A 14105-nucleotide genomic window follows, 5' to 3' on the forward strand; every position below is an offset into this window, starting at 1 on the left:
CCTTTGGATTCAGAATCAGAATATCAACGCCATCACGAGTTCGCGGCCTTCTTCATCGCAGCCGCTACGTCTTCCGGTTTCCAATCGTTCGTGGGATACCACGCCAGCACCTTGCCGTCCTTGCCGATCAGCACAGTCGAAAGCGAATGCGTCAGCGTCCTCGCGTCGCCCGGCGTTACGCCCACATCAAAATACTGCGTAATCTTCGGAAGCTCCTCTTCGCTGGGTGCCGCAAAATCCCAATGCTCAAAAGTCTCTTTCGTATAGCGCCCGGTATAAGCCCCACCGTAACTGCGCAGCACCTTCGGAGTATCGTACTTCGGGTCGAAGCTGATGCTGAGCAGATGCGTCTTCGCATAAATCACCGGATCAGCGGAGAGGTCCTTATCGACAGTAGCAAAGTCCCGACTCATCCGCACACAGAAGTCCGGCAACGGGCAGCGCGTATAGATAAAAGTAACCAGCAGCACCTTCCCCTTGAACTCTGCGAAGTCGATGGTGCGCCCGCTCTGATTCAGCAGCTTAAAGTTCGGCACAACGTCACCAGGAGTCGGGACATGGTACTGCACTGCCGGCTTATAGTCTGGGCGCGCCTGCGCCGTGACAACAATGTTGTCCAGTCGAACATCGTGGAAACCATCTTCTTCCTGATCGGCAAGCACGGTGGCTGTGATATGGTCGCCAGGATGAAGCTCGCTTGCCACACTCGGGTCCTTCAGCTTGTATGGCATGGTCATCGCGTCCATGAAGCCAGGCACCGCATCGCCATCGAGCATGACACTGCCCTGATCTGTGCTCACGACTTTACCGCGAATCGTGAATGTCTTCTGCGCAGCGCTTGCGCTCGATGCAGCAGAATTTGAAGATCGATGGCATCCGGCAATAAGACCCAGGGCAAGAACAAGCAACACAGAAGATTTACGCAACACGAAAAAGCTCCTCTCTCGATGATACTTGTTGTATAAGACTTACCGCGGCGGGGGTTAGTTTGGCTGGACGAACGAAGTCTGTTCCATCATTAGGACTCATGCACTTTTCGCTATTGCTGGCAGGTCTGGGAACCGCGCTACTGGGGCCAATCCTGCCCGTCCTCGCGACAGAGTGGCACATGAAGGACTCGCAGAGCGGCGTCCTGATGCTCACGAAATTCTGCGGCGCATTTCTTGGCGGCGTCAGCGTCTCACGCAACCTGCGACGCAGCCTGCTCGTGGGCTTAGCAGCCAGCGCTGCGGGATTCGGCTACTTCTCCATCGCACCAGGCATGGTTTTAGGAGCCGCAGCATTATTCGTCGCGGGATTCGGGATCGGCCAGATCATCACATCAACCAACATCCTCGCAGGACGCAGATTCACTGTCCACCGCGGCTCGGCTCTCTCGCTACTAAACTTCTCTTTCAGCTTGGGCGCAATGCTTTCGGCACTGCTGGCTGCTTGGCTGCTGCCGCTCTTCGCTCTGCGACCTCTGCTCGAACTATTTGCAGGCGCATTCGTCATCGGTGTCTGCGGTCTTTTGCTCGAGATGCGCGGCTCTCAAGCAGAATTGATAGAGCCTTTCGAACCAGCAGCAACCACAAGCTCAAATCAAAGCCTGCGACCTCAGATCTATCTCTATTTCGCAGGCCTTCTGGTCCTCTACGGCGGTTTGGAAACATGCCTGAGTGGGTGGCTGACTACATTTGCCCTACGCTATGGTGATAAAACCTTGGCCGTCAGCGAATACACAACGCTCCTGCTCTGGATGGCACTTACCATAGGGCGCGCAGCCGCATCTGCTGTCATGTTGCGCGTCGGTGAAAAGACCGTACAACGCTGGGGCCTGCTCCTGACTGCGATCTTTACGACAGGACTCGCCTTCTCCCACTCCGCAATCGCCATCGCCGCATTCGCGATGCTGCTGGGCCTGAGCCTCGCACCGTTCTTCCCTTCAACATGGGCTTTGCTCATGGTCGAAGGCCCCACTGCTCGACAGGCTGGCATCGTGCTGGCCGCCTCTGGACTTGGTGCCGCGGCCTTGCCATGGCTGATGGGCGTCGTCTCCACCGGAGCGAAGTCATTGCAGGTTGCGCTGGCCATTCCGCTAGCGACCGCTCTTGCACTACTCGTCATGAGTGCCTTCTCGCCAAAGCACTCTGACAGACAAGCGTCTTTTCCAGAACCTCCAGGCGTATAACCGAAGACATGAACAGCACCGGGCCGCTGCATCCTGAGATAGCCAAGGCACTCGACAACGGTGCAGCCATCGTGACGGGCAATCAGCGTGCAGCGCGGACCCTGATGCGAGCATTTGATCTCCGCAACAGACAATTAGGGCTCGGCAGCTGGCAACCTGCACAGGTCTTTTCATGGGATACATGGACGTCAACACTCTGGCGTCGGCTGCTCATCGACGGCCATGTTTCACGTCTACTCGTGAATCGGACGCAGGAGCACTCCATCTGGCTCGGCATTCTCGCAACCGACAACGAGCTGAAAAGTCTACGCTCAAAAGATGCGCTCGCTACACTGGCAGCCGACGCCTGGCAACGCCTGTGCAGCTATTGCGGGCAAAGTAAACTGCGCGGCACAGCATCTACCCCGGACACGATGGCCTTTGAACGATGGGCAATCGAATTCCATCGCAAATGCAGAGACGGCAACTTTCTGGCTCAGGCAGAACTCGAAGATGCCCTGACTCGCGCGGCCACAACCAATGATCTGCGTCTTGAACAGACAGAGATCGCCCTCCTCGGCTTCGATCGCTTTACCCCCGCACAATCAGCTTTGCTCAAAGCCATCCAGTCGGCGGGCTGCAATGTCAGTGAGCTGCAGCCAACTTTTCCAACAGAGAAGCGACTGCTCATCAAGGCGGCTGACGAAGAAGACGAGATCGTGACCGCTGCTAGATGGGCCAGGCAACTTCTCAAAGAGCGCCCTGAAACACAGATCGCGATCGTCGTCCCATCTCTCGAAAAACACCGAGCCCAAATGGATAGGACCTTCCGCGGGATTCTCGCACCCGAACTGCAAAACATCGCGGCTTCCGAAGATACCTGTCCATATGAATTCTCGCTTGGGACCCCACTTGCGCAAACACCAATGGTGCGAACCGCATTGGACCTGCTTCACCTCGCCATTGGACCTATTTCAGTCGATCGCGCAAGTGCCCTAGTGCTCTCACCCTACTTTTCCATGGAGCCGGCCGAACGAGCAGCACGCGCAGAGTTTGACGTCTTCGAAATGCGCAAGGCGCACAGACTTCGTCCAGAAATCTTACTCGACTGGTTGAGCACAGCGACATATAAATCGCCGCGCAGGAAGAATCTCAGACGCCTTTCTTCCGCACTGCAAGCTTTGCATCCGCTGTCCTTGCGTCTTAGCAAACCCCAGCAAAAAACCCACGCCGAATGGGCACAAACCATGCACGAGTTGCTCGATATTGCCCGCTGGCGTTCGGAACACGAGACAAGCATTGAGTTTCAGATACGCAGAAAGTGGGAAAGCGCGCTCGATGAACTGGCAGCTCTGGACTTCGACGGATCGCGCGTCGAGTTCAGCCATGCCTTGAAATCGCTCGAACGCATCGTAGAGCAAAATATGTTTGCTCCAGAGTCGCACGAAGCGCCTATTCAGATCATAGGCGCTCTCGAAGCCGCAGGTGCAACATTCGACGCCATCTGGCTAATGCGCGCCGGAGATCTGAGCTGGCCTCTTCCGACCAGTACGAATCCTCTACTCTCCTGGCGTCTTCAGCGCGAACTGCAGATGCCCGGTTCAGATGTTGCACGCGACAGCAGCGATGCACATAAGCTGACCGAGCGAATCGTTGCAAGTGCGACCACAGCCATCGTGAGCTACGCAACCGAAACACCTGAGGGCAAGCAACAACATTCATCTTCACTTGAAGGATTGGGTCTATCTGAAATTGACACCGGAGACATCGCGGCCCCTGAGGCACCTTACGCTCTTGTCGAGCTTGAACTGCTGAACGATGACGAACCCATCCAGCCCTTGCCGGACGCTATCGTCCACGGTGGCGCGCAAGTTCTGAAGAGCCAGGCAAAATGCCCATTTCGCGCATTCGCCGAACATCGGCTGCGGTCTTCCAAAATTGAACAATCAGTTCCTGGAATGAGCGCAGCCGAAAGCGGTATTGCTGTACATCGCGCGCTTGAGCTTTTCTGGAGCGAAGTAAGAACACAGCAACGTCTCAAGGAGATGCCTTCTCGCGAACTTGCCGAGATGGTCGATCGGTGCGTCCTGCGGAGCCTCGCAAAGATGGATTCCCTTAGCGGGACCGCGTGGGATACCGCATACATGCAGGTGCAACGCGCCCGCATGAACCGCCTGCTCATCCACTGGCTTGAGCTCGAGATAAAGCGCCCGAGCTTTGAAGTTGTTGCCCAGGAAGAAGGCCTCAGCGATGTCCACGTCGGCCCGCTGCGCCTGAAGGTTCGCGTCGACCGCGTCGATTCAACCAAAGACGGCAGAATCTTGATTGACTATAAGACCGGGAAAGTTACGCCAAACGAGTGGCTCACCGACCGGCCTGACGAGCCGCAGCTTCCGCTCTATGCCATAGTCACAGATGCCACGAAGTTGCAGGGAGTAGCATTCGGACTGGTCCGCGCAGGTGACGACCGCGACCTGACCGGCTTTGGCGCAGCCACTGATGTCATACTGCATCAGCGCAAACTCAAATTCGCATCTCTGGAAAATCAGGTTGAAGATTGGAGACGTGTCCTCGACAATCTTGCCGTCAATTTTTCCCAAGGCGATGCCAGCGTGGACCCCAAGGCTTATCCGAAGACATGCCAGCACTGCAGCCAAAGAATCCTCTGTCGTCTCGATCCATCGCAACTGCAAAAGGAGGATGACGAAGTGGAGGTGGAGCTTGGGTGAACTATTCCTCTTTCCAAACCCAGATGTAATCCAGCCAACTACAGAAGAGACCTTGCCGCCAGACTGGCAAGCTCGCAGAGATGCGCTCGACGTGCATCGGTCATGGATCGTTGAAGCCCCTGCCGGCTCCGGCAAAACCGGCTTACTGATTCAGCGCTTTCTCAAGCTGCTCGCCGATGAGAGCGTCCAGCAACCCGAGCAGGTGCTCGCCATCACCTTCACCGTCAAGGCAACCGCGGAGATGCGCGAGCGCATCGTGAAGCAATTGCAGCTCGCCACCGGATCCGATCAATCTAAGACCTCCTTCGAGCGTGAAACAAGGGCGTTGGCGCAGGTTGTATTACGTCGTGACCAAATGCTCGGATGGGAGTTGCTCAACCACCCACGCAGACTGAATATTCGCACCATCCACTCTGTCTGTGGTGAGATCGCGCGTTCACTCCCCGTGCTCTCCGGCGCAGGCGGTGCATTGTCTCCTGTCGAAGACGCAAGCGTGCTCTATCAGGAAGCAGCACGCCGAACCCTGATGCAACTTGGCGGCACCGATGCGGAGCTTAGTGCAGCTCTGCGCACCCTCCTATTGCATCGCGACGGCAATCTCGTCGACTGCGAACGTCTGCTCATGGAGATATTCTCTCTCCGCGACCAATGGGGTGGGCTAATCCCACTTTCCGGAGGAGCGTTGAGCGAAACGTATCTTGATGGCATTGTTCGCACACAACTACAACGCGTGTTGGAGCAATCGGTACAGTCCGGGTTGGCACGTTTGACCTCAGTGTTTCCAAAAGAGCAGCTAACAGAACTTACAGCGCTCGTTGAGGATATGGCCCATGCCCCCGGTTATCAGGGTTCCGCATCGCCAATCGCACACTTTGCAGGTATTCACATCGAACCAGGTGAAAGCGTAGAAGAGCTGGAGCGATGGCGTTCCCTGGCCCACATCCTCACCACAAATGACGGCTGGAGAAAGACCAGAAACAAAAAGCATCTCGGCTTCGAATTTGAATCTCACCATGCGCTCAGACTCAGGAATCTACACGACGATCTGTGCGCGAATGATGAATTGTTCGCCGCGCTTCGGCAAGTCACGAAGCTTCCCCCTGCACAATATCCTGACGAGCAATGGGCAGTTATTAAAGTATTGTTCCGCGTCCTGCGCCGCGCGCTCGCCGAGCTACAGCTTGTCTTCGCAGAGCACGACGAATGCGATTTCACCGAACTAGAGCTACTCGCGCATGCAGCACTGAATCAGGAAAACTCCTCCAACGCTTTGGCCGAGTCCCTGGGAGTAAAATTTCAACACCTGCTTGTCGATGAGATGCAGGACACCTCAACCATTCAATATCAATTGCTTGAAATGCTGACCCGCGGCTGGGACGGTCAGAGTCAGACCATCTTTCTCGTCGGTGATCCCAAACAGTCCATCTATCTCTTCCGGCACGCTCGCGTGGAACGGTTCGTACGCACCATGCTCACTGGAGAGTTCGGCGACCTTCCCATTGAGCGCTTGCAGTTGACGACAAACTTCCGCTCGCAGAGCGGTCTGGTAAGTGCATTCAACGAAGACTTCTCGAAGCTCTTCCCTTCCGCATCAGACATCTCGAATCCAGAAGAAGTCCCTTATGCCAGAGCAGTTTCGAGACGAGAACCATCCAGCGACGCACAAAACATTGTGTGGCACGGCACCGTCTTACCCCCCAAGGAGAATCGCCACAATAGCAAAGCGGCCATACCTGATCAAAGTCATCTCGATGCGGAGTCGATCCGTTCCACCATCGAACTGTGGCGCTCCCGCCCACTCCCCTCGGGCCGCACAGAACCATGGAAAATTGCTGTTCTCGTGCGCACGAAACACCTGCTGAACGACATCATCGCGGAATTGAAAGCATCTGCAATCGCATATCGCGCGGTAGACATTGAATCTCTGGGAGACAGGCAAGAGGTCCTTGACCTTTTCGCACTCACACGCGCTTTGCTGCATCCGGCAGATCGCACCGCATGGCTAGCCGTGCTTCGAGCACCATGGTGTGGTCTTAGCCTTGCTGAATTACACCTGTTAGCAGGCGCAGACAACCATGACTACGCGCAACGTTCCATGGAGAGCCTCATCGACGAACGCGGCGACCTATTGAGCGAAGAGAGCTGTGAGCGATTAACCCGCCTGTGGCCCATCATGCGTGCTGCAGCAGACAAACAAACTCAACTCACCGCGTCGCAGCTTGTGGAACGCACATGGCGATCGCTCGGAGGCGATGCTTACCTCGGCGCAAATGAAACTGCGAATGCGCTCCGTTACCTGCAGCTCCTTGCCGAATTGGAGATGGAAGCGGGCGATATCAATCTCCCTCTGCTTCAACGCCGCATGGCAAGCCTCTTCGCCAACACCAGCACAACCGAAAATGCAGTCGATTTGCTGACCATTCACAAGGCAAAGGGTTTGGAGTGGGACCTGGTGATCGTTCCTGGTATGGAGAAATCCCCACGACGAGATCGTGGACGCTTGCTGAGCTGGGAAGAACTCAACCCGACTGGAGAAAATTCCTCACCATTTGTCCTGGCTCCAATCGCGGGCAAAGGCGAGGGATCGAAAATACTCAACGCATGGATTCAAGGTATTCACAGCGCGCGAGAGATCGCCGAACAGAAACGTCTGTTTTACGTTGCCTGCACACGCGCTAAAGAGGAGCTCCATCTGTTCGCTGCTCCAAGATTGAACGCCAAAGGAGAAATTAGACCGCCCTCCGGCAGTCTTCTTGAAACCGCATGGCCAGCAGCACAAAAGCATTTTTCTGTATCGCCAACCACACAGCAAGCATCTGCTCAGCTCCATCTGCCTGAGAACGCTTCAGGCCTTGCTCTCGCAGCATCCGGCAATGCGAGCATGCATCCGCGTTTGCAGCGACTTCCTCTTGCGTTCCATCCTCAATCGCGTTTTAAGACAACGACCAGGTTGCCCTCTACCGGTACGACTCTGCGCAATGCCGCGTCGTTCACAAGACCCGAAGGTTCTTTTGAGGCAAGAGTCTTAGGCAACACAGTACACGCTTTTCTGGAACAGATGGCGAGACGTGTTGCATCAGGCACGGAGACTGATCAGCTTCTGCTCGAAATTGTCGCTTGGAAACCGCGTATCATCGCAGTACTGCGCGCCGAGAGCATGCCTCCTAACCGTCTCGAACGCTATGCACAACAGGTAATCACCGCACTGACCAATGCTCTTCAAGACGCCGCAGGTCGCTGGATACTGGCCTTCCGCAAAAATAGCTCAAGTGAATTCGCCATAACCTCGTGGCAGAAAGAAAGAACAAGCGTGCGACTCGACCGCATCTTTCGCGCCGGAACTGAGCCTTTGACAGAAGGGGATAACTGTGTGTGGATTGTGGATTACAAAACCACCCTGCATGTGGGAGGAGACATTGGAGATTTTCTGGCCGGAGAACGCGCCAGATACGAAGGACAACTGACAAGCTACGCACGCATCATCCGAACCAGCCAGCCAGGAACAGATATTCGTGTAGCGCTCTATTTCCCAATGCTCCCGAAGCTAATTTGGTGGGAGCCGGATTTATAAATTCACACAGCCTGCGCTCCTGCAGGATTATGACGAACGTCGGCTCCCCGCACCCAGAAGATCACATCCTCTGCAATGTTTGTCGCATGATCGCCAACTCGCTCCAGATTGCGCGCAATAATCAGCGCATTCAATGACTGCGGAGTAAGCTCAGGCCTTTCTTTGATAAGCGTGCTTAGTGCTTGATAGGCTGCATCGTTCATCCTGTCAACCTGATCATCGAGCGCCAGCACAGACTGCGCAAGCTCGACATTACCCTCAATAAAGGCCTGCAACGATTTCCGCACCATCGCCGACGCCAGCGATGCTAGCCGTGGAATATCTACAGGCAGATCCACATTCGCAAAGGCGCCCATCTCGCGAACTCTCATGGCAATGTTCACTGCTTGATCTCCCACACGCTCAAGATCAGCATTGATGCGGATCACCGAAAGAATGAAGCGCAGGTCGATCGCCATGGGTTGTTCCATGGCAAGAAGATCGAGAGCCATCTGGTCGATCTCCCGCTCAAGTTTATTAATGGAAGGTTCAGCCTGCAGCACAAGCTCGCAGATGCTGGTGTCACGCGTGATATACGCCTCAATCGAGCGTTGAATGGCCTGCTCCGCCAGCCCTGCCATAATGAGTAGCCGCTCTTTCAAATCATCGAGGCTCTGCTGAAATTTAATACGCATCAGCCAAACCTCCCCGTAATGTAATCCTCCGTTCGCTTGTCGCGCGGATTAGTAAATATCTTATGCGTCGAGTCGAACTCAACGAGCTTGCCGTTCAGAAAGAACCCCGTGTTCTCTGCGACGCGTGCGGCTTGCTGCATATTATGCGTCACAATCACGATGGTGTACTGGCTCTTGAGCTGAAAGATAAGATCTTCAATCTTTGAAGTCGATACCGGATCGAGCGCCGATGCGGGCTCATCCATCAGCAGCACCTCAGGATCGACGGCCAATGCACGAGCAATACAAAGACGCTGCTGCTGGCCTCCGGAGAGGCTCGCCCCTGATTTTTTCTTCAGATCGTCCTTAACCTCTTCCCATAGTGCAGCCTGCCTGAGCGACCGCTCGCAGATCTCATCCAGCACACGCCGGTTGCGAAAGCCATTCAGCTTCAGCCCACTCACAACATTGTCGTAAATAGACATCGTAGGAAAGGGGTTAGGCCGCTGAAACACCATCCCCACTCGGCGGCGAATCTCAACAGGAGACACATCTTTATAGATGTCCAGATCGCCCATTTTCACAATGCCGGTCGCGCGCGCAATCGGATTCGTCTCATGCATACGATTCAGGCAGCGAACAAACGTCGATTTGCCGCAGCCCGAGGGCCCGATCAGCGCAGTAGCATGGTTCGCCGGAATGTGCAGGTTGATGTCCTGCAGCGTATGCGTCGAACCGTACCAGGCGTTCAGGTCTTCCACCAGAATGCCAACTCCCACTAGCTTCCTCCCTTGAGCACGCCGCGATTTGCATAGATGCGCACCAACGTAACCGACGCCATGATGAGAACGATCAAGACCAGCGACCCAGCCCAGGCCAACCGGTGCCACTCATCATACGGCGAGATTGCGTAGACATAAATCTGCAAAGGCAACGCAGCGATAGGCTCGTTCAGCTTAAAGCTCCAGAACTGGTTGCCGAATGCCGTAAATAACAACGGGGCAGTCTCACCCGCAACGCGCGCAAACGCCAGCATGCAACCCGTGATAATGCCGGGCGATGCCGTCCGTAGACTGACCGAAAGCGTCGTCCTCCACTTTGGCACACCCAGCCCAAGCGCGGCTTCACGAATCGCATGTGGCACCGTCGCCAGCATCTCTTCCGTGGTCCTCGTAATCGTCGGCACCATCATGATGGCCAACGCGATGCCGCCAGCCAGGGCCGAAAAATGCTTCTGTGGAACAACCACCAGCGAATACGCAGCAATGCCCATCACAATCGACGGAACACCATTCAGCACATCTGCCGTAAAGCGCACTGCATTGCCCAGCATCGTACCGCGTCCATATTCGGCAAGATAAACGCCCGCTGCAATTCCAATCGGCACACCGATCAGGCTTGACACCATCAGGATGAGCCCCGAGCCGATGATCGAGTTCGCCATGCCGCCGCCCGTCTCGCCCACAGGCGCGGGAACCTGTGTAAAAAAAGCCAGATTCAGTGAGCTCGCACCCTTGAAGATCAGGTAAACCAGAATCGCCGCCAGCGGCGCAAGCACTACGATAGTCGCCAAAACAGAAAGCCCACCGACAACATAGTTCGTAGCCGAGCGCCTCACCCTATTGAACCGGGCTAGCTTGCGGCGTGTCTCGATCGGCTGCGAGTTGAATGGCTGCGTACTCATCGTCTAGCTCACCTTCGCCGGAGCGCCGCGTGTTACCGCCCACACCATCAGACGCGCAATCGCGTTGACCACAATCGTCACCAAAAACAGCGCAAGTCCAATCTCAATCAGCGCGCTCAAATACCTATCGCCAGTCGCCTCGGAAAACTCGTTTGCCAGCACGCTTGCCAGCGTATACCCCGGCGCAAAGAGCGATTTCACAATCTGTGGATTGTTGCCAATCACCATCGTCACAGCCATCGTCTCGCCCAGCGCGCGCCCTAACCCCAGCATCACCGCACCAACAATGCCGATGCGAGAGTTGCGCAGCACGCCAATACGAATCATCTCCCACTTCGTCGCGCCCAGCGCTAGCACTGCCTCGCGCTGGCTGTTCGGCACCGATAGCATGATGTCTCGTGTCAACGACGAGATAATCGGCAAAACCATGATCGACAGAACAATCCCTGCCGTCAGCATCCCCACGCCAAAGTTTTGCCCATCAAAGAACCCTGTCCAACCAAGCGTCTTCGCCAGAAACGGCCCCACCACATCGCGAATCAACGGTACCAGCACAAAGATTCCCCACAACCCATAAACGACGCTTGGAATCGCAGCCAGCAACTCGGTCAAAAATGAGATCGGCGCACGCAGCGGGCGCGGGCAAAGCTCTGTAACAAAGATCGCAACTCCCAGAGCCAGCGGCACAGCGATAATCAGCGCAAGAATAGAGGTGGTGATGGTGCCATAAATAAACGGCAGCGCACCGAAATTCCCCGATACAGGGTCCCATGCTTGATTCGTAAAGAACTTCCACCCAAACTGCACCAGTGTCAGGTGCGAGCGGACTATGAGAATCACAAGGATCATCAGAACGATGGCAAAGATGCTGCACGCACAGGCAAGCACAATGCCGGCAAAACTGTTATCTGCCATCCTGCCGCTACCACGTTGGCTCAGATAAGTCCGAATTGGCGAAAGCGATCCACCAAACGCATCCAACCGTTCTCCGCCATGAGCCTCGTCTGTCGCTCCCGAGGGGGAGGAAGCGGCAACTTCCAAAGGCGTGGGTTCTTTTTCAGTCGTCATGCGTCCGGAAGACACAGATCCTATCCCTATGGTTCAAATTTCTGCTGGCAACGAGCGGATGTGAAGCTTCCTTAAGTCTGAAGAAGAATTGTTACACCAAGGTTACAAAACGGGGAAATCCCGACGAATCTCTTTATTTTCCGTCACTTTCCCACACGCGGCAGTGTAAACAGAAATGTGCTTCCCTGGTTCATCTCACTCTTCGCCCAGATTCTTCCCCCCAGGCTCTCGACGACATGCCGCGCAATCGCCAGCCCCAAACCGGTGCCACCGGACTCCCTCGAACGCGCCTTATCCACACGATAAAACCGCTCGAAGATTCGGCCAATGTGCTCAGAAGCAATTCCCTGACCGAAGTCACGCACACTGAACTCCACCGCTGCACCACCCGGAGTCTCAGAGACATCACATGAGCTCACGACAACACGTGACTGCCCCCCGCCATGGGGCCGTCCATACTTGATCCCGTTCTCAATCAGATTACTAAGCACCTGGAGCACGGCGTCAGTATCAGCCATCACGTCAGAGTCACTCACATCGCCGATCTCCACGAGGGCAAGACTGTCATGCACCAGGCCACTCATCGCCTTGACCGCATCACGAACCAGTACATCCGCACGCACTCGAACAGGGTGCAGCTCCTGTTCGGAAGACTCGATTCGCGCCATCACCAGCAGGTCCTCAGTCAGCCGGCCCATACGCGTAGCATTCTTGTGGATGGTCCCCAGAAACTCTCGTGCCTGTGGGCTAAGCGTCTCATGGTCGAGCAGAGTCTCGACATAGCCGCTGATCGAGGTCAATGGCGTGCGCAGCTCGTGCGAAACATTCGCCACAAAATCTCTCTGTGCGCGCTCCACCTGCTCAATCCGCGTAATATCGTGCAGCACCGCAACCGCCCCACCTCCAGGCATCGGCGATGCACTTACCTCAAATATCTTCCCAGGAAGCAGCGACGTCGAACGACGTTCACACACCTCGCGAGCCTCAATCGCCACGCGCACGCAGCCCAGCACCTCCGGGTCACGAACCGTCTGCACCAAAGCATGCCCCACACGCACAGCATTGCCTGCCGCCGGCCCAGACATCAGTCGCTGCATCTGCTGATTGGTCCACTGGATGCGCCCTCCTGCGTCTACTGCAACGACCGCGTCCTGCATACTGTCGATCATTGCCTCTAGCTCACGTCGGCTTTCGGATGCATCACTCAGCACTCGTTCCACCCGAATGGAAGCCTCGGAGAGTGCGCGAGCAAGCCCATCAAAGTCGCTGAATCTCTCGGCTGGTGCAGCGATCTTCCGCTCAGGAATGGCGATAGTCGCTGTCTCCAGTGCACCGATGTCTTTCTCAATCGACCGCGTCAGCACAGCTGCATTGCCCGCGGCCCACACAAACATCAAAATCCCCGCAACGAACCACGCCCCCCACCCGTGCGGCTTCAGCCACACCACAAGCGCCACAGCCAAGGCCAGCGCAACCACCATCCGCAGAAAAAACGCAAAAGACAGTCCTCGTGTCACAGACAGCACCTATGCGACAGTTTGAGCTGCAACTGCGGTCTTTGGGATCTCGAACCTGTAACCTGCTCCGCGCATGGTCTTAAGATAGCGCGGCTCTTCTGCATCGGCTTCTATCTTTTCGCGAATGCGCCGCACGTACACATCGACCGAGCGCGGTGTCACAAACCGTGCATCACCCCACACCGCATCCAACAGATGATCCCGGCTGAACACGCGCCCCGGGTGCCGCGCCAGATAATCCAGCAGCCGAAACTCCGTTGCCGTCGTCGTCACCAGCTCCCCGTTGACTCGAAGCTGCATCGCTCCAGCATCGATTTCAATGCCCTCAAACTTCACCATCGAAGGCGCTGCCGGGCGCTCAAATCTCCGCAGTACTGCCTTCACCCGAGCCAACAGCTCGCGTGTTGAAAACGGCTTGGTGATGTAGTCATCGGCACCCGCATCTAGTCCCAGGACGCGATCATTCTCCGCAGCCCGCGCCGTGAGAAAAATAATTGGCACAATACTCAGCGCCGGGTTCTGCCGCAGCCTGCGGCACAGGTCCAGTCCATCGCCACCCGGGACCATGATGTCCAGCAGAAACAGGGACGGTGGCTGGCGTTCCGCATCGCTCAAAACATGGTTTGCCGCCAAGTACGGGCGGACGACATAGCCTGCGCTCTCCAGGTGATACTGGATCAGTCGTGAAATATCTGGTTCATCTTCCAGCACAAAAATAGTCTGGCTCACGTTCC

Annotated in this window: 10 protein-coding genes; 3 read left to right on the forward strand and 7 right to left on the reverse strand. The window is 55.8% G+C overall.

Annotated features, from left to right (window positions below; translation table 11 throughout):
* Positions 1–32: 32 nt before the first annotated feature.
* Positions 33–929 carry an SCO family protein gene (locus tag IEX36_RS04925; protein ID WP_444542337.1) on the reverse strand — a complete coding sequence of 299 codons (897 nt, stop codon included), beginning with the start codon at positions 927–929 and terminating at the stop codon, positions 33–35.
* A gap of 98 nt (positions 930–1027) precedes the next feature.
* Between IEX36_RS04925 and IEX36_RS04930 the strand changes: the two genes are divergently transcribed.
* Genes IEX36_RS04930 through IEX36_RS04940 form a run of 3 tightly spaced genes read left to right on the forward strand, consistent with a single transcriptional unit; the run spans position 1028 to position 8449 of the window.
* Positions 1028–2170: an MFS transporter gene (locus IEX36_RS04930; protein ID WP_188758169.1), complete on the forward strand. Its 1143-nt coding sequence runs from the start codon at positions 1028–1030 to the stop codon at positions 2168–2170.
* Between the two features lie 8 nt (positions 2171–2178).
* Positions 2179–4878 (forward strand): PD-(D/E)XK nuclease family protein, encoded by a 2700-nt coding sequence (locus IEX36_RS04935; RefSeq protein WP_188758170.1) that lies wholly within the window; start codon positions 2179–2181, stop codon positions 4876–4878.
* A complete protein-coding gene (locus IEX36_RS04940) occupies positions 4871–8449 on the forward strand; it encodes a UvrD-helicase domain-containing protein (protein ID WP_188758171.1) in 3579 nt (1192 codons plus the stop codon). Before IEX36_RS04935 ends, IEX36_RS04940 begins: the two co-directional genes overlap by 8 nt.
* Positions 8450–8451: 2 nt before the next feature.
* Here IEX36_RS04940 and phoU read toward each other — a convergent pair whose 3' ends face one another.
* The 6 genes from phoU to IEX36_RS04970 all read right to left on the reverse strand — a co-directional run bounded on the left by phoU (position 8452) and on the right by IEX36_RS04970 (position 14100).
* Positions 8452–9123 (reverse strand): phosphate signaling complex protein PhoU, encoded by a 672-nt coding sequence (phoU, locus tag IEX36_RS04945; protein ID WP_188758172.1) that lies wholly within the window; start codon positions 9121–9123, stop codon positions 8452–8454.
* Positions 9123–9881: a phosphate ABC transporter ATP-binding protein PstB gene (gene pstB / locus IEX36_RS04950; protein ID WP_188758173.1), complete on the reverse strand. Its 759-nt coding sequence runs from the start codon at positions 9879–9881 to the stop codon at positions 9123–9125. Before pstB ends, phoU begins: the two co-directional genes overlap by 1 nt.
* Positions 9881–10786: a phosphate ABC transporter permease PstA gene (gene pstA / locus IEX36_RS04955; RefSeq protein WP_188758174.1), complete on the reverse strand. Its 906-nt coding sequence runs from the start codon at positions 10784–10786 to the stop codon at positions 9881–9883. Before pstA ends, pstB begins: the two co-directional genes overlap by 1 nt.
* Positions 10787–10789: 3 nt before the next feature.
* Positions 10790–11701: a phosphate ABC transporter permease subunit PstC gene (gene pstC / locus IEX36_RS04960; protein ID WP_229668722.1), complete on the reverse strand. Its 912-nt coding sequence runs from the start codon at positions 11699–11701 to the stop codon at positions 10790–10792.
* A gap of 296 nt (positions 11702–11997) precedes the next feature.
* Positions 11998–13371: a sensor histidine kinase gene (locus IEX36_RS04965; RefSeq protein ID WP_188758176.1), complete on the reverse strand. Its 1374-nt coding sequence runs from the start codon at positions 13369–13371 to the stop codon at positions 11998–12000.
* 9 nt (positions 13372–13380) lie between these two features.
* A complete protein-coding gene (locus IEX36_RS04970) occupies positions 13381–14100 on the reverse strand; it encodes a winged helix-turn-helix domain-containing protein (RefSeq protein WP_188758177.1) in 720 nt (239 codons plus the stop codon).
* Positions 14101–14105: the final 5 nt, after the last annotated feature.

Origin of the sequence: Edaphobacter acidisoli, from assembly GCF_014642855.1 — a bacterium.
Taxonomy (GTDB): domain Bacteria; phylum Acidobacteriota; class Terriglobia; order Terriglobales; family Acidobacteriaceae; genus Edaphobacter; species Edaphobacter acidisoli.

Bases quoted from the DNA above. Each gene is read 5' to 3' on its own strand.
- pstC (WP_229668722.1), bottom strand. From the start codon at position 11,701: ATGGCAGATAACAGTTTTGCCGGCATTGTGCTTGCCTGTGCGTGCAGC.
- pstA (WP_188758174.1), bottom strand. From the start codon at position 10,786: ATGAGTACGCAGCCATTCAACTCGCAGCCGATCGAGACACGCCGCAAG.
- IEX36_RS04935 (WP_188758170.1), top strand. From the start codon at position 2,179: ATGAACAGCACCGGGCCGCTGCATCCTGAGATAGCCAAGGCACTCGAC.
- IEX36_RS04930 (WP_188758169.1), top strand. From the start codon at position 1,028: ATGCACTTTTCGCTATTGCTGGCAGGTCTGGGAACCGCGCTACTGGGG.
- phoU (WP_188758172.1), bottom strand. From the start codon at position 9,123: ATGCGTATTAAATTTCAGCAGAGCCTCGATGATTTGAAAGAGCGGCTA.